The organism is Marinobacter fuscus (assembly GCF_003007675.1).
Classification (GTDB): domain Bacteria; phylum Pseudomonadota; class Gammaproteobacteria; order Pseudomonadales; family Oleiphilaceae; genus Marinobacter; species Marinobacter fuscus.
Map to the genome: position 1 here is coordinate 140,330 of NZ_PXNP01000109.1, position 15,945 is coordinate 156,274.

Here is a 15,945-nt window from a genome sequence, read left to right on the forward strand (position 1 = left end):
GGTCACCTTGATTTATTAAAAGAATTCATCATCGACACAAGCAAGGCGAGATGAATCCATAGGAAAGGGTAATACGTTACTGTGACAAATTGACCAGCTATAATAAATCCTGTAAGGGAAAGATTTGTAAACTTTCCAACCAGGGCTACTTCTTTAGTACACCCATCGGGTTTAAATTTTGCTGATTTTCTGTAGGCAGTTAGTAACAAAAGTAAGAAAACCGAAAAACCTATAACTCCGGCATCGGTACCAACCTGAATGAATATATTATGTGGAAGCTCAACCTTGCTGACTATGACATCTTCTGGATAATACATAGCAAAGTAAGGTACAAAGTTAAAGTACCCAACACCCAGGAGGGGATTCTCCTTTATCATATCAATGCCATTTTCCCAGTAAAGAAGACGTTGCCGGGACGTCTTGTCTTCGCCCATACTCTGAAAACGTTCCTTCTGCTCATCTGGGAGAAAAGTCCAGATAAGCGAGAACGCAACTGCCATAGAAATCAGTACTTTTGGCCTGAATACCGCCCGATGATTCATTACCAACAGCTGGACTATCAGCGCTAACTGCCCCCCTCTGGAGCTCGCACCAAGTATCACCATAATGGCGGTAATTGGCATCAACATCAGCGCACGGTACCACCATTTACTCACATAGGGCTTCAGGGAATGAGCAAAGGCCCAGGCAATAGGCCAAAACACCAACATCTGGATAGCCAGCTCACCAGAGTTCTGGAAGAACCCTGGAGGCCCGGACAACCCCCAACTGGTAAAGGAGAAGCCCCTCTGGGCCCAGGTTAGCGCCAGAGAGAAAGAAATCTTGAACGAAGCAACAAGAAATATACAAATAAATATAAAAAATCGCTTTCTGGTGTTCACTATATTTATGATAAGAAAATATATAACCACCCAAAGATAATATTTATCCAGATTCCTATAAGATGCTGAGGGAAAATAGGCCAGAACGCTCGATAGCAGAATAATCAACAGGAAAAGAATGAGCAGCACATTGACCGATGAAGACACCCATCTCACGGTCTTGTCAGTAAAGCAGCCGAGTATCGCACCTATCACGACGAGCTGGGTCCAGGGCAAAATATCAATCGCCGGAATGATAGATTGTGGGCGTACGTACTCAAACCCCAGATACGCACAAATCATCCAGAACGCAAAGCTCTCACCTTTGAAATACTGCCACATTTTTTTTATGTTCAGGGCATAGAAATCTTCATCGGTAATTTCACGAGCTTTCTTACGCATTCATCCCCCTGACGCACTCCATAACCATGGACTCGCATCGCGCAAAGTACGCAGGACAGCAATTGAATGGATCGTGAATATATGGGCTTTGAGCCTTTCCGTGGTTCCCAGCCAACACTAACGGCAAGTCCTGATGCACTTTGCTGCGGAACTGATCCAGGTGCGCGGGCTCCATCACGACGACGAGGTCGGTCTGGCGAAACTTGAAATCACGGACATTGACGGTTTTGTGGCTTTCAAGGCTGAGGCCATTTGTCAATGCAAACTCTCTGGCTCTGGGATCTGCCGGATAGTCGTCGCCACAGTTCAGGCCACAGGACGCAGATTCCATTCCGAGGCTCCTTGCATAAACTTCGGCTAAAGGGCTTCGACAAATATTGCCACTGCAAACAAATACATATCGACTCCCTTGGGCTCGACCTGGCTGTATCTGATACTGACGGTAAACTCCAGCCAATCCTTTAATCTTATGAAGCCAGAATCGTGCGAATCCCCTCTTGGATCCAAAACGCTCGTACATCCATTGGCTCAACGTGCCACCTCCCTTGGTCAATATCCGACACCTGTCGACACCTTATTGGTGATAGCACGAAAGACGTGCCTCTTCCACCGTGCATTATCAGGAGTCGTTTGCTACCTTGCCGAATAGTCATAGTAATAGCGCTTATTATGCCCGATAATCAATACATATCTGAATCCCTGGAATATCAACATAGGAAGTTGCAGGCTATGGAGCCCCGCGTTCTGGTTCTGGATGGAAACCAAAGAGCTGCATTGGCAGTTGTTCGATCTCTTGGCGCCAGGGGCTTATGGGTGGCCACAGGAGAGACTTCCACTCCTTCGATGAGTGGTGTATCAAGGTATAGCCAGAAAAGCTTCATGTATACAGATCCGGCCGAGGATCCGCGGCAGTTTTTCAACGACGTACTCTGGGCCATCGAATCATTTCAAATATCTTTTCTTGTTCCTGTCAGCGAGGCCAGTGCCTATGCGGTTCTGGCCTTTCGTCACGAACTTCCCGAGCATGTCGTGCTTCCGCTGCCCGAGACAGAGGCAGTGGAAGCACTGGCCAATAAAAATGAACTCTTCCGGCTCGCTCAGCGATTGAAAGTACCGATACCAGATTCAATCTTCTGCGACAACGCCGGTGAGGGGTATGAAGCGCTAAGCCGGATTGACCACTACCCGGTTGTGTTGAAACCTTTCAAGTCAAAGATTTTTCTCGGTGACTCAATACTCCCTACTCACGTGATCGTCGCGCATTCCAAGCAGGAAGCTCAAGAGGCTCTGCGCCAACACGGGTTCTTCAGGTATCCGTTCACAATACAGTCTTTTATTGAGGGCGCGGGTCAAGGTGTTTTTGCGCTGTTCGAACACGGCGAACCAATCTGTTACTTCGCTCATCGGAGGCTAAGGGAAAAACCACCCGGTGGCGGCGTAAGTGTGCTCTGCGAGTCTGTACCTGTAGATGATCTGCTGAGACGTCAAGCTGAAATGTTGCTTCGCGAGGCCAACTGGACTGGCGTCGCTATGGTGGAATTCAAGGTTGATCACGAAGGTAAGGGTTACCTGATGGAGGTTAATCCTCGCTTCTGGGGCTCCCTTCAGTTGGCGGTTGATTCTGGCATTGATTTTCCCTGGTGGCTGTATCTGGTCAGCACCGGGCAACAGGTTCCCAATGGGGACTGGCATCCGTCTAGGCTGCGTTGGCTGATGGGGGATATTGATCGGCTATACTTGGTATTGCGATCGCCCAGGGAGGTCTACAGTACCCGCAGGAAGTTAATGGAAATTTTCCATTTTTTCTGGCCCTCCATGAAAACCCGCCATGAAGTCAACAGATGGCATGATCTTCGCCCGTTTTGGTACGAGCTAAGGCAGTACTTTAACGCACTGAAAAGCTGAGAATTATGATCCAACAACCTTACGTCATTGTTCTTGCGAACGGTCTAAATGGGCTGGGGGCAGTTCGCTCTGCTGCTCATGCAGGCTTGCGAACCTACACACTACTGACAAGCGAAACCGACCTGAGCGCCTACAGTCGTTACAGTCAGTATCGCTTCATGTTGCCCCCCGCCCCAGGTATCGACGATATCAGGCCGGTTCTGGATCAGCTGTACCGCAATGAAGGTGGGCCAGGCGTATTGTTAGCCTGCTCAGACCATGCAGCCGAGTTACTCGGTAAGCTCAAGTCAGAGGGATACAGCCATCATTACCTTATTGTTCCATCCGCCGAAACCACAGAACTTCTCAACGATAAAAAGCTTGAATGCAGATCGATGGAAGAAGGCGGAATCACGCTGCCGCGAACTTACTATGAGTTGGAGCATGTTGTTCCCGAGGAATTTCCATTAATCATCAAGCCTAGAACATTTCGTGAATACTCGGTACTCGGCGCCAAAAACGTCATTGTCAACTCAATTAGCGAGCTTAACGAATTTCGTCAGCGTTTCCAGGGGAAACTGGATCGTTTTATTGCGCAACAGGTCATTGAAGGAAATGACGAAAATCTATGGGTTTGTAATGTAACCTTCGACAAAAACAAGAACCTGGCTGCATGCTTTATTTTTAATCGTCTCGGTACAATGCCATCTCATTATGGCGTTACCTCTTTGGCCATCAGCCGTGAAAATCATGTATTGCGACAGGAATGTGAAAAGATTGGCAAAGCCATAAATTACTCCGGACCTGCAATGATAGAGTTTAAAAAAGACGAGGGTTCAGGGCGCTACTACTATATAGAAACGAACCCACGCCTTGGAATGTGTAACTGGTTCGATACCCTCTGTGGAGTCAACAACATTCTGGCGTGTTCGAATGTTGCGTATGATAAGCCTGCATTAATTGAACAACAGAAAAATAACAGGGTTTATTGGAATTTTTTCGGTGATCTGATAGCAAGACTCGAGGATCGCGAGCGGCTGGTATCGATAGTTGGACGCTACCTGAGATTAATTCGTTACCGGCGAGTTGCCGCACTGCTGTATTGGCGAGATCCACATCCGGCCCTCAGATACTCATATACGGCCATCGTTGACATCGCATCCCGCGTTGCACAACGCGTTCGTAAATACCGTCGAAACTAGGCCCGAATCTTTGTTTTCAGAGCCTCAAATCGATTAATAATCTGAAGAAATTCGGGCATCTTTTCCGGCAGCGAGAAACGTGGTAATTGATAATGGTCACAATCCAGAGAAAGATAGGCTGGCACCGTGTTAAATGCCAGCTCATAACCAGCAAGCTTGAGTTCTTCCATATCCTTGCGATCGTAATCTGAAATCCGGCCGGTCGGATATGCAAAAGCCTTCGGAGAACACTCCAATTCCTCTGCCAATCTTGCTAGAGAGCCTGAAATTTCTTCCCGCTTTTCCAGGGAACTCAAAGTTGAAAGTATTCGATGAGACTGCGTGTGTGGATATACCCCATGACCTCTCGTTTGTAGAGCTCTTGCGTCGTCCCAGGACATAGGGCTGTACTCGGGTGGAATCGTTTTCGGAAAAGGAACGTTTAGAACGCGATAGAGGTCATTCTTGATCCAGTGGTATATCCCCTGCTGATCAACTGTTTTCAGGCTATCGCGCAGCCCCCTGATCGCCTCAGAAATGCCCTGAGAGCGCAGGTTCAAGCAATAGCTTTCACCAGAGGGAAGCCTAAGCTCTGCTTTTTTTACGCTGGTTCGAGCAATTCCAAAAGCTAACTGGTCATCCCAGGGCCAAAGCTGCCTGTCGAGAAAGCCGGTAATCACAAAAAAATTCAAAGGATACCTGAACTCATCAAAAACCTTGGCGGCTACCTCATAGTGATCCGCAAAGCCATCGTCGATGGTAAAAAATACCGATTTTGATGGAAAGGGCTTTCGTTCATTAAGGTACCGAAGTACCTCTCCCATCGTAAGAACCTGAAATTTTTTTGCTGTCAGGTATTCAAGGTAAGAACGCAATTGGTCAGCGCTCAGACCACCAGAATGGGCTTTCTCGCCATCATAGACCCTATGCAGCATAAAAACGGGCATAATCCCGGGGCAACAGTAACGGTATACTCCGGTTTCACCGAGAATATTTGCAAATCTCAGAACGGCAGCCTTCAACAGTTTTCCCTTCCCGTGTGCCATCTCATCATTCACCGATTTCACCGCCAGTTGTGCACGACTCCGTCTTCGACAACGCATCCTGATAATGCAGCAGGCACTCATCCAAGCCTATGAGCCACCAAAGCAAACGGGTAGAACCGGCAAGGGCATCTTGCTCTGGAACTCCAAGACTCAATGAAAGCACTTGCATCATCCCCCCCTTTCCCGAATACAATCGCTCTACTTTGGCCCTTAGTTCACTCGAAAGCCATGATTTTTCCGGGGTCACAAACCCAAGCTTCGGCCACTCAACGACAGTCGAGCCCAGTCGCTGTCTACAAAGTTCCCGCAACAACGGCTTTGCCTCCCCTGCGTTGTCAAAGCGTAGATTGTCCGGTACACGTTTGAACACCTGGAGCATGCCCTCGGTGAGAAACGGATAATACATTGGTGCGTTACAACCTTTCGATAACAAACTGTTACGCAACAGCATGCTATTCAGAAACAGTTCGAAGTTGGCCTCTATACTTTTTGCAATCACGCTCTCGGAACATTGAAAGCGATCGCCCCCACTGGTGAAGCACGGGATTCCCAATGTGTCTGCAACCCATCGCTCGCCTTTCCCATAGCGAATGGTAAAAAGATGGTCTATAAACCAGTCTATATCATGTGTCAGAAAATTCTGGGCCTGCTCACTTTTCTCCAGCGACAACGCACTTGCCAAAAAACGAAGGCCCGCCCTGGCAAACCCTGGTAATCGACTGATCAGTTTTAGCTTGGACGACTGATTCGTAATCGTTTTCTGGTTGTTGGATCCAAACAGAGCGTCGGCACCGTCACCACCAATAATCGCATCATAACCATGAATTGCATCGAACAGATGTAACGTCACAATATTATTGATGTGTCTGGATGGCCCCTCCATCAGGTCAACCACCCTTTCGAACAACGGCAAGACATCGCTCTTTCGAAGCTGGATAATCTTGTGAGGAATTTTAAGTTGAGTCGCAACATACCGAGCACGCTCAAGCTCAGGGTTGTCAAACCCCTCTATCTCACAGGAAAACGCCACTGCCTGGTCAAAGTGCTGGGCCGCGTACGATGCAAGAATAGAAGAGTCAATGCCCCCGCTGAGTAAAATGGCCACTCGCCGGTGAGCCTTTCCGAGGGCCTGGAACTCTTGCTCCAAAGCACTTTCTATTTCGGTAATCAGCAAACTTGATTCTTCGGAGCCAGGAGGATTCGAGGCAAGCCTGCTCGGCCTGATGTCAGTATATGTCGCCCCCTCGGTGAGACGGATATCAACGACACTATTCCGGGGAACACTGCATATACCCTCGATCATTGTAATCGGCGCCCGAACAAACCCTAGCGCTTTGCTGTCTGCTAAAGCATCGGCTGGCACAGCCAGGTGCTCCATCACCTCAACGAGCCTGTGAAGCCTGGTTGAAAGAAATACCTCCTGACCACGACGGCAATAGTAGAGAGGCCTTGACCCATAAATGTCGGTGATCAGTGTCATTACATTTTGGTGACGATCATAGATGGCTGCGCAAAAACTGCCCTCAAACAAGGGCCGGTCACGGCCAGGCACATCCTTGAACAAATCCAGCAGACGCGTCGCGGAACGACTGTAGGGAACGTATTGACCGACCCTTCGCAAATATCCATCGAGAAAAACGGTAAGTCGCCCATCAGACGCAAACGGCCCTTCAGCGCCAACTACACCACCTTCACCCGTCGACACATAGCAGAAGAAATCTGGCATTTTGACCAACTCAGCTTTTGATCAGACGTTGGTATAGTTGGCTGTAAGAAGCGAGCATGCCAGCCAGGCCAAACCTCGAATTTGCAGCTGTGCGAGCCTGTTCGGTAACAGCTTTGCGTACAGCACGATCCTTCAACTTCAGTAACGCTTCAGTTATCGCCTTTGAATTTGCCGGTGGTATCAAGCACCCAAGAGTACTATCGGAAATAATCTCTTCTGGACCGCCACTTCGTGTTGCCACAACGGGCACACCGGCCATCATTGCTTCCACTGTAGAAATTGAAAACCCCTCTGAAACCGACGGCAATAGAAAAATGTCCGCTTGCTTCAACAAACCAACCACATCCTCCCTGTAGCCAAGCCAATGGATATTTGGCGGCCGAGAGGCGCTAGCCATTTGGTGTTGCAGCTTGCTGAACAGCTCCTTCCGTTGATGCCCCACAACGATAAAGTGAAACTCAGGATCAGAAACCGCCAACTCCAAGGCTGAGGCAACAAGGTACTCGTATCCCTTGGCGGGCCTTATATTTCCAATTGAAACCACCACAATAGCGTTGGGAGGTATGCCCAGCTCATTTCTCAATGTTGGCGGCACACTAATCAAGAACCTGCCCGGATCGACACCATTGTAAATCAGTTGAAGCTTGCGCGCGGGGAGTGGGCTACGCCTGGCAAGTTCCGCTTTCAGCCGATCCGAAACGCATACAATTACCGAGGAACCCCAGCCAATAATTGCGAACTTTGCCCTTAGAAACCGTTCTTTCGAGGCAACATCAACGGCACCGTGAAACGTGGAAATCATAGGCGTTCGGGTAATCAACGATAAAATCGCTCCATACACGTTAGAGCCCAGAAGGTGCGCATGAATTAGATCTATTTTCTGGCTGACAATCAATTCACGAAGTCTTTTTATATACTTAAAATTGAAGCTACCTTTAGAGTCAATAATGTATGGTTCTATTCCCAGGCGGCGAACCTGATCTGCAACCCAGCCGTTTCCACGTAAAACAACGACGCTTTTTAGTGCCCCTTGCTCAAGTTCCGTCAAAAGGTTAACAAATACCGTCTCAGCACCACCAGGCCCTGTCGTATCGATAAGGTGAAGCACTTTCTTTACGGAGGCATCAGACATCTATAATTTAACCTCGCATCCAGTAAAGAGCGCGAAACAATACACTTTTTACCAACATAATTGAAACAAATTGGTAATTTACGGTCGAAAAACGCGCCTTGTAATCTTCCCTTTTACCCTGGCCCGCCAACAAGTCAAAGCTCGTTGTATCAGGGTTTGAAAACGCATCCTCAATGGCATAGCCAAGATGCAATGAGCCCAACGAAAGTTTCGGGTGAAAGCCTTCTTCAAATCCAGCCTGGATATTGTAGACAACTCCTTCAAACCAAACATTATATAAAACAGAAACAACTTTTTTGTTGCAGTAGATAACCGATAATACAGGCCTGCCACCTTCGTGAACAATTCTCGAAAGAAATCTTTTGTGAAACTCCAGGCTCTTCTCGGTTACACACTTTTTTTGCCACCTGGCCAAATGAAAACGATTCAACTCTGCAAAAAACTGATCGGTACTATCGGGCCATAAATTGCATTCCTGCACCTGGCCCAGAGACTCGAAGATTTTTCTTCGGTTATAAAGGCGCAAGCGGCTTTTTGCACCCAGAGAACCGATATAGTCTGTGAAACAACCAACCGTGTTTACCGCATAACCATGATCGGAAGACGTAATTCTAAAGGCCCAACCCCGTGTTGCGGCTATCGTTACCAGCGCCGACACTTCTGAGGATCCAGTTCGAAGGTCTTTAAAGACAGCCTCTGTCCAGGAACGCTCTTCAAGCAACGACTCCATTGCATCGACCAGCTCTTTCCCGCCTGAATTCTCTTCACAGAATCGATTATATTCTGTCCGTGGCGTGCGTAGTTCCCGATAGCTGGTGCCGACAAACTGCAAAGACCTGACAGGCAAAACGCCTTTAAGCCGATAGTTCGATTCATATAGCCCAGAGACCTTGCCATCCCATTTTCTGACAAGCTTGAATCCTGCCTGATGGCCCCAGGTATCCCACCATGCGCTTTGCCATGCTTTGGATTGAAACAAACTTGCGGTCACGGCAACCCCTTGACTACGTGCGGCCCAATAAAGTTTGCAACGTTAATCGGCAGTCGCTTCCAGACCGCTATCATCAAGGCAAATTTTGGGTTGTTCGGGTTCAATTTGGGAAGTTCCTGGCCCTCTGGTAGTAAATAATCCCAGTAGAGGGGTATCGGCGACCCGCCCCATTGCTGCTTGAAACGATAAGTGCCTGCGTTATAGCTGCATCGGCCAAAATCAAAGGTTGTAAAACCCTGCGAGATCGAAAACTCAAGTATTTTCCAATACATAATCATATTAATACTTGTATGGTTAACTTGGCGTAGAGTCGAAGCCCATGGAATTTCCATTCTGGTTTGATGCCCTGTCAGAAAGGCACAGCCGACAGCTTGTCCTTTTATCCGAGCCACCACGAGCCAGGCACTCCCTTGCAGAGTCCTCAACAGGTTTTCAAAGAAAGGTTTTCCGTAAACGGGTGTCCCCAAATCCCTCATATTAATAGAAAAAACGCGGTAGAACTCATCCAGGAGTTCACCTTCACCGATTACCAACTCGGTCATTTCCCGCTCACCCCGGCGAATCTGCGCACGGACTTTTGGCTGAAAGCTGCTCCACAGCTCATCGGAACTGTCAGGTAGGGGTAACCAAAAACTCACTTTATCGGACTTTTGTGGTAACCCCAGTTCATTGTTCTGCCAAAACCGTAACTCCAAATGGCTGGCGTTCGCCGAGTCGCGCCACTTATCTGCTTCAGTGATCAAACTCAGTGCCACTTCCCGGTTATCTGCAAGTACCCCGCCGTAGTTAAAATATGGCATGGCCACCAGAAAATTCCCGAAAAATCGACTTTGAAGCTGAACAACAGGCAAGACCCCAACAAGATTGTCGCCCTGATCCCAGGCACAAAAGTATCGCACTCTGTGGCCGCAAGTTACCCGGATGAAGTCGATCACGCAGGGACGATGCCAAACCGAGGCTCCGGGGTGGTTAGCCACATAGGCTTCCAAAACGGACGTATTGTTGCCGTCCTCCGCTCGAATGTGCAGATTGCCACAGGTATTTTTGTTGCCAATTGCGACAGGCGCTTCCACAGGGCCAGGGGCCCATTTTGTTTCCGTTCGGGCTGCGTTAAGTTGCCGTTTCAATTCCTTTTGTATGCGCTTAACTTCACTGGATACCTGCCTAAGCTCTTCAGCGAGCACATCTGTGGCAGCACCGGTTTGCCTTGCCTCTGCCACCTCGCGGCTCAGACGCGCCTTAGATACTTTAAGCCGCTCCAGCCTCTCCCGGCTTATGTCTGGTAAAGGGTTGGATATATCCATGTCCATTTCGCTTACCTTAGCCACCGCTCAGACTGTAATGGCGTTGCCGGGGATCTTTGTGGTGGTCAATACATCTGATACTGAGCCAAAATTAAAATCGTTGAGCAAACGCTCCAACCGTCCCATACACTTGTCGAGATTGTTGTAATGCCTGAATTTCGACAAGGGTTTCACTTTGAGCTTGGGTTGATCCGCATCTATTTCCCAGGGGTGCAAATAGAAAATAAACGGCTGCCCTGAATTATTGATCCTTCTAAGGCCCCAGCGACTAAACCAATACGGGTAAAGCCGAAAATAGCCTCCACCAGCAATCGGCAGCCTGTAATTACCCAAAGGACAGGTCGACAAGGGAAACTCGATTAAGGTTCCGCCACCGGGCGCGGAAAGACGGTATGGTTTATAGGGCGTTCCCGGCATTCCGTAACGGTCATGATGTACAGGAAAAATTGACGAATCCCATGTAAACCCTTCGTCACACAAAATATCCAGAGCCCACTTTGACTTCCGGGTAATGGAGTAGCTCGCGGCACGATATCCGGAAACCGGGGATCCGGTAATATCTTCTAATATGCGCTTGGATTTTTTTGTTTCTTCTCTGAATACATCGGGATTCTGATTATATACAAGTTGATGGCTGTAACCATGGCTCGCGATTTCATGACCGGCCAACTGTATGCGCTCAACAAGCTGGGGAGAACGCTCTGCAACCCAGCCCAGAATGAAAAATGTCGCCCTTACGTTCTTTTTTGAAAAAAGCTCCAGCAGACGATCCGTGTTCGACTCTACCCGATACTCCATTAAATGCCAGTCACTCGGGTTGACCGCCTCTGACAAGGCCGAAACCTGAAAATAATCTTCTACATCCACAGTTAACGCATTTATTGAATCTTCCATGCTACTCCAAATTCCGGGCGGTCAGCCCATCATTCTTTTAAAAGAATGTGTAGTTAATACCAAGCGACACCCAGTTTTCCTGGTACTCGCTGGTATCAAGGTCGCTTTTCCTTACTGAATGACCAATATTACCTTCCAAACGCAGGTCACGGCTCAGTTTGTAATCAAGGCCAAGGCGAAGTCGATAGCTACGATCGCTCGATCCGTCACTGGCAAAAGACCGGTGCTGATAGTCACCGCCCCCCCTGAACGACATCAATTCCGAGATTGCTCGGTTATAGTCGATGGCGCCCCCAACGCGATCTTCGTCCCCTGCACTATCAATCCGATTCACTTGGTTCGCAAATATCTTTAAGCTCAGTCGCGAGGTATTAGAAAGCTGTTTCAGAAAACCAGTTTCAAACGTAGTAAGCTCAATGGCGCTGGACTGAGAAACATTAAACACCACGTCTTCATATTTAATATCAAAGTCAGATGTCTGATCGGTCAAATCCCGGCTGGCCTGAAAATAAATTTGGGTAACGGTATTTATATCACGTTCGAGTAAAAGGTTACCGACCACACCATCACTCTTTCGAACAGCGCCTCCCAATCGACTTTCAATCTGACTTCCCCCAATACGCCCTGATATTCGGGTCGATGGCCAGGATTTCTGGAATAGCAGACTCAGGGCATCGGTATTTATAGTGGCACCCGTATCAAGATCTGTCCGATTGATACTCAACTGTAGCCCGCCAGAGGAAATCGCGCTAAAGATATGGTTCCAGGTCGCAGACCCGAAATAGCGCTCACTATCGGTTGTTCCGGAGTCACTATAATCGGTACGCCCATATTTGGCTGAAATAATAAGCCGATCCACTTGTCCAAGTTTCACTGCATAAACAGGCCCGGTAGTAAAAACGTTTTTTCGAGTACGATTCTCAGGGGTATCACTAAGTCTGGTATTTTTTGCAACATCCCGCAAATAGTCCGATAGCTCCCATGAGAGCCCCCGATTCAGCCTGCAAGCTCCGTCAAAATCCAGGGATGCGTAATTCTCAGGCTCATATGTTTCATCGTACCAGCGACCATAACCCAGGCTGGCAGCCGTTGTGGCGCCGCATTTACCAGGATCCGTCTGGTGCCTTAGCGTCAGGTCCGCTCTTGTCTCAATATCCGAAATTTCGTTGGCTGGCTCCAGAGCTACGTTGTCGCTGAAGCGGTTAGTCAGCTTGCCTGTTAACGCAACAGGCTCAGCGGTTGCAGTGTCGGCTAAAATACAAACGGCGCACATTGCCGCCAGGCTATAGAGTTTAAAAACCTTACCCGGCAACACCGCCAACGTATCAGCCATTAATTACCGCTCCGACAAATTTCTCCGGACTGAAGGCCAATGCCAATTGCTCGACTGCGCCCGGCGTCATGCCGCCGTGGGGCACAACCAGCATAGAGTAGTCACACAGATCGGTAAGAATTCTGGCATCGGGTGACTCTGAAATTGGCGCCGTATCAAGTACGATGAAACGGTCAGGGTAGCGCCTTCGTACAGCCATCAGAAACTGCTTCATCCGAAACGACGTAAAAAACTCGCTGGGTGTTTCTCTCCGGCTTCCGGCGGGGATAAGTCTTAAGCGGGGAATACCTGTAGGGTAAAGGATTCGGGAAATATCAAAATCCGGATCGTCCAGAAAATCGGTCAGCCCGAACTCCGGAATAACGTCGAGGGTGGAGTGCAGAGCGGGCTCCCGCAAATTGCAGTCGATAATCAGCGCTGTTTTCGCACTGTCGAAGGCAAAAGCCGCTGCCAGATTCAAAGAAACAAAAGATGCCCCTGCCCCTGACCGTGCACCGCTCACAACCAAAGTAAAGTTATTGCCCCCAGACCTTTCAAGTAGCTTGGTTCTCAGATTCCGAAAATGATTGACCAAACTCCGATTGGCTGATTCCGGATAGATAATTCGCCTTTCATCCAGATCATCATGAGTGAGCCTCCGCGGCTCTTGCATCCGGACGATTTGTTTACTTATCACATACCTGTCAACCGCTCCCGGCCCGAGTTCAAGTGAGCTCGGAACCAGCACCCTGGAGTCTTCTGAATCGGAACGCGGCACGCTTGCTGAAACCCGATCGCGACCATAACCATCTGCACGCCCTTTGGTGCCCGAAGAAAAATCAGCAGCTTGAAGGGCGCCTGGCGCTGCTGTTTCTGTTGTTTGGTCATGATCTTGAGAAACTTCGTCGTAGCGATCCGTTCTTGATTCCTTCATCACAACACTCCAAATACTGCAGCCACAGCAACGGCTATGTAAGCTCCAGTGACAACTAACGCTATTAACCCGACAATCAGGGTGATGCGACGGTCACGGCGTTGTTCATAGGGCGTTCGCACTTTCGGAAATTGCTCGAGAACCGGCAGCTCGAACTCATCCTCTATCTGCTCCTTTGTACGCACTCGGGGGTCTACCTGTAACAACGCAACTACCGCACCAAAGGGTGCAGCTAGACCCACAAACAACCCTGCCAGCGCAAACATTGAAAATTTCGGGCCTGTGGGACTGTTAGGGTACTGCGCCGTTTCATTAATTTTATAGTTCAACCCCTGCCCTTCAATATCGAGATGCATCGATACCCGCGCCTTCTCACGCCGCTTCAGAAGATCATTGTAAATCTCTCTGTTTACCTCAAGATCCCTGGTCAGATCGGAATACTGTGCTTTGTTCGCCTGAATCCGCTCCATACGGTCAGTCTGCTGATCAATAAGGCGCTCCAGAGACCTGATACGTGTTTCCACCGTCTCAATTTCAGTCTGTGTTTGTACAAGAGTCGACCGGATATCCTGATAGAGTGGATTGGCAACGCTGACGCCTTGAAGAGGCTCCTGAGCAGACCCTTGGTTTGCCAGAGCCCGTTCGCGTTGTTTGCGAAGCTCCGTAATCTGCTCTCTGAGAATAATGATATCCGGGTAGGTGTCATGGTAGCGTAGACGCAACGAATCAAGCTGCGACTCCATGTAGCTGATTCGCTCCTGGTAGGCGTCTGACGTCTGGCCCTGCACAACCCTGGGGTTCACCTCGGCCATCTGGGCTTGAATGGCAGCCGCTCTTGTTTCAAGCTCTTCCTTTTCAAGCTGTGCCAGCTCTAGCCTGTTTTGAAGGTTGGCCAGCCTGGCGTTCGCGCTCGCCTCGGTACCCTCAACGTTTTCTGACAAGAAACGTTTCAGGCGCTCTTCCACATCGGCGATCAAGCGCTCATAACTTTTGACCTGCTTGTCTATGAAATCATAGGCAGACCGGCTTTCAGCTCTCTTTCGGTTAGCGTTCTCCTCAATAAAAGCCTGGCCAAGTCTCTGGGCAATCTGAAAAGCTTTCAGTGGAGAAGATGCGGAATACCCTATGCTGAAATAGTTATCACCGCGGGCTGCCACCCTCATGCTCCCTCGGATCTGGCCAATCCGGGCAACCAGTGCTTCCGGGGATAGCTCGCTAGCACGCTCGCCGAAAATCTCGGTGTCTGTTGCAATCTTCTCCATGACGGAGCGAGACCAGAGCAGCTCCCTGGCAGCAGAGGCTTTCTGGCTGATTTCGGTTGTGACAGCCCGCCCCTCCATCAATGGCTGAATGATATTCCGGTCATCAACAAAAATAATTACCTGAGACTGATACCGATATGGCCACAGAAAGCCCGCTGCCAATACTGAAAAACTGACGAGAGCAAACACCAATAAAGCCAGCCATTTTCGATCTCTGACTTCACGAACTATCTCCACGGGCAATTGGCTTAACGGGACGGCCATAATGACTATGTCCTGTTCGAAGATTTGGGTTGTTTCCGGACTTTGATCACCATCAGAGGTTTCTCTCGGGTATGGTCAGTATATCGCCAGGATGGAGTCTGTAATTCGTAGAAATATCACCTTTGGTAAGAATGTCATCGAGTTTGATCGGGATTGCCACAATCTCTCCGTCAAGCTGGCGATACAGCATGGCTTTGTTGGTGGCGGCAAAAGGAGACAAGCCTCCAGACGTCAGAACCATATCCAGAACCGTCATACCAGAACGGTGCGGCACCGACGCTGGCTGGGTAACAGCACCCGTAACCCGAACACGGTCACTGAATTCATGGCTCCCCATGCTTGTAACAACCACACTGACCTGTGGCTCGCGTATGAACGCAGCAAGTTTTTCTTCAATATCACGAGCCAGTGCTTCTGGCTCTTTACCACTGGCCTGAACATCGCCTGCCAAGGGTACAGAGATCTTGCCATCAGGTCTGACGGGGACAGAGATACTTAAATCATTGTTACGCCAGACCGACACCATGACAACATCTGCAGCCCCCAGTATGTAACGATCAACACTCCGTGTGGTATCGACTGCAAGAGCCTTATGGATCTTTTCCGGTGAAGAGGCGCCCGGGGCCGCACACCCTGCCACAAATACAGCTACCAATAAGGCAGCCAACAATTCTGGAATTGAAATCTTGGATGACATTACGGTTCCTCTCCGGTTCTGTTCGCTGCTCGAGGTCAAGGGAGGAGCTGACTTTA

Annotated in this window: 14 protein-coding genes; 2 read left to right on the forward strand and 12 right to left on the reverse strand. The window is 49.1% G+C overall.

From position 1 onward, the window contains the following. Positions 1-2: 2 nt before the first annotated feature. Both C7H09_RS17710 and C7H09_RS17715 read right to left on the reverse strand, forming a co-directional pair. Positions 3-1,262, reverse strand: coding sequence for an O-antigen ligase family protein (locus C7H09_RS17710; RefSeq protein ID WP_106765214.1), 1,260 nt, complete (start codon positions 1,260-1,262; stop codon positions 3-5). Then, positions 1,255-1,782 carry an arsenate-mycothiol transferase ArsC gene (locus C7H09_RS17715; protein WP_240616655.1) on the reverse strand — a complete coding sequence of 176 codons (528 nt, stop codon included), beginning with the start codon at positions 1,780-1,782 and terminating at the stop codon, positions 1,255-1,257. Before C7H09_RS17715 ends, C7H09_RS17710 begins: the two co-directional genes overlap by 8 nt. Before the next feature lie 149 nt (positions 1,783-1,931). Here C7H09_RS17715 and C7H09_RS17720 point away from each other — a divergent pair, with 149 nt between their 5' ends. After that, positions 1,932-3,167, forward strand: coding sequence for a carboxylate--amine ligase (locus tag C7H09_RS17720; RefSeq protein ID WP_240616647.1), 1,236 nt, complete (start codon positions 1,932-1,934; stop codon positions 3,165-3,167). Between the two features lie 5 nt (positions 3,168-3,172). Further along, a complete protein-coding gene (locus C7H09_RS17725; RefSeq protein WP_106765220.1) occupies positions 3,173-4,348 on the forward strand; it encodes an ATP-binding protein in 1,176 nt (391 codons plus the stop codon). Here C7H09_RS17725 and C7H09_RS17730 read toward each other — a convergent pair. Genes C7H09_RS17730 through C7H09_RS17780 form a run of 10 tightly spaced genes read right to left on the reverse strand, consistent with a single transcriptional unit; the run spans position 4,345 to position 15,889 of the window. Further along, positions 4,345-5,385: a polysaccharide deacetylase family protein gene (locus C7H09_RS17730; RefSeq protein WP_165794846.1), complete on the reverse strand. Its 1,041-nt coding sequence runs from the start codon at positions 5,383-5,385 to the stop codon at positions 4,345-4,347. The genes C7H09_RS17725 and C7H09_RS17730 overlap by 4 nt on opposite strands. Then, positions 5,378-7,099 (reverse strand): asparagine synthase-related protein, encoded by a 1,722-nt coding sequence (locus tag C7H09_RS17735; protein WP_133166248.1) that lies wholly within the window; start codon positions 7,097-7,099, stop codon positions 5,378-5,380. Before C7H09_RS17735 ends, C7H09_RS17730 begins: the two co-directional genes overlap by 8 nt. Before the next feature lie 10 nt (positions 7,100-7,109). Beyond that, entirely contained in the window at positions 7,110-8,231 is a 1,122-nt protein-coding gene (locus tag C7H09_RS17740; RefSeq protein WP_106765226.1) for a glycosyltransferase family 4 protein, read from the reverse strand. Between the two features lie 7 nt (positions 8,232-8,238). Next, a complete protein-coding gene (locus tag C7H09_RS17745) occupies positions 8,239-9,222 on the reverse strand; it encodes a GNAT family N-acetyltransferase (RefSeq protein WP_106765228.1) in 984 nt (327 codons plus the stop codon). Beyond that, positions 9,219-10,532 carry a FemAB family XrtA/PEP-CTERM system-associated protein gene (locus tag C7H09_RS17750; RefSeq protein ID WP_240616648.1) on the reverse strand — a complete coding sequence of 438 codons (1,314 nt, stop codon included), beginning with the start codon at positions 10,530-10,532 and terminating at the stop codon, positions 9,219-9,221. Before C7H09_RS17750 ends, C7H09_RS17745 begins: the two co-directional genes overlap by 4 nt. Before the next feature lie 21 nt (positions 10,533-10,553). Continuing rightward, positions 10,554-11,420 carry an XrtA system polysaccharide deacetylase gene (locus C7H09_RS17755; RefSeq protein WP_106765231.1) on the reverse strand — a complete coding sequence of 289 codons (867 nt, stop codon included), beginning with the start codon at positions 11,418-11,420 and terminating at the stop codon, positions 10,554-10,556. 37 nt (positions 11,421-11,457) lie between these two features. After that, entirely contained in the window at positions 11,458-12,753 is a 1,296-nt protein-coding gene (locus C7H09_RS17760; RefSeq protein WP_106765233.1) for an outer membrane beta-barrel protein, read from the reverse strand. Further along, a complete protein-coding gene (locus tag C7H09_RS17765) occupies positions 12,746-13,666 on the reverse strand; it encodes a P-loop NTPase family protein (RefSeq protein WP_240616649.1) in 921 nt (306 codons plus the stop codon). Before C7H09_RS17765 ends, C7H09_RS17760 begins: the two co-directional genes overlap by 8 nt. Then, positions 13,666-15,192 (reverse strand): XrtA system polysaccharide chain length determinant, encoded by a 1,527-nt coding sequence (locus tag C7H09_RS17775; RefSeq protein ID WP_106765240.1) that lies wholly within the window; start codon positions 15,190-15,192, stop codon positions 13,666-13,668. Before C7H09_RS17775 ends, C7H09_RS17765 begins: the two co-directional genes overlap by 1 nt. 52 nt (positions 15,193-15,244) lie before the next feature. Next, positions 15,245-15,889 (reverse strand): XrtA/PEP-CTERM system exopolysaccharide export protein, encoded by a 645-nt coding sequence (locus tag C7H09_RS17780; RefSeq protein WP_106765243.1) that lies wholly within the window; start codon positions 15,887-15,889, stop codon positions 15,245-15,247. Positions 15,890-15,945: the final 56 nt, after the last annotated feature.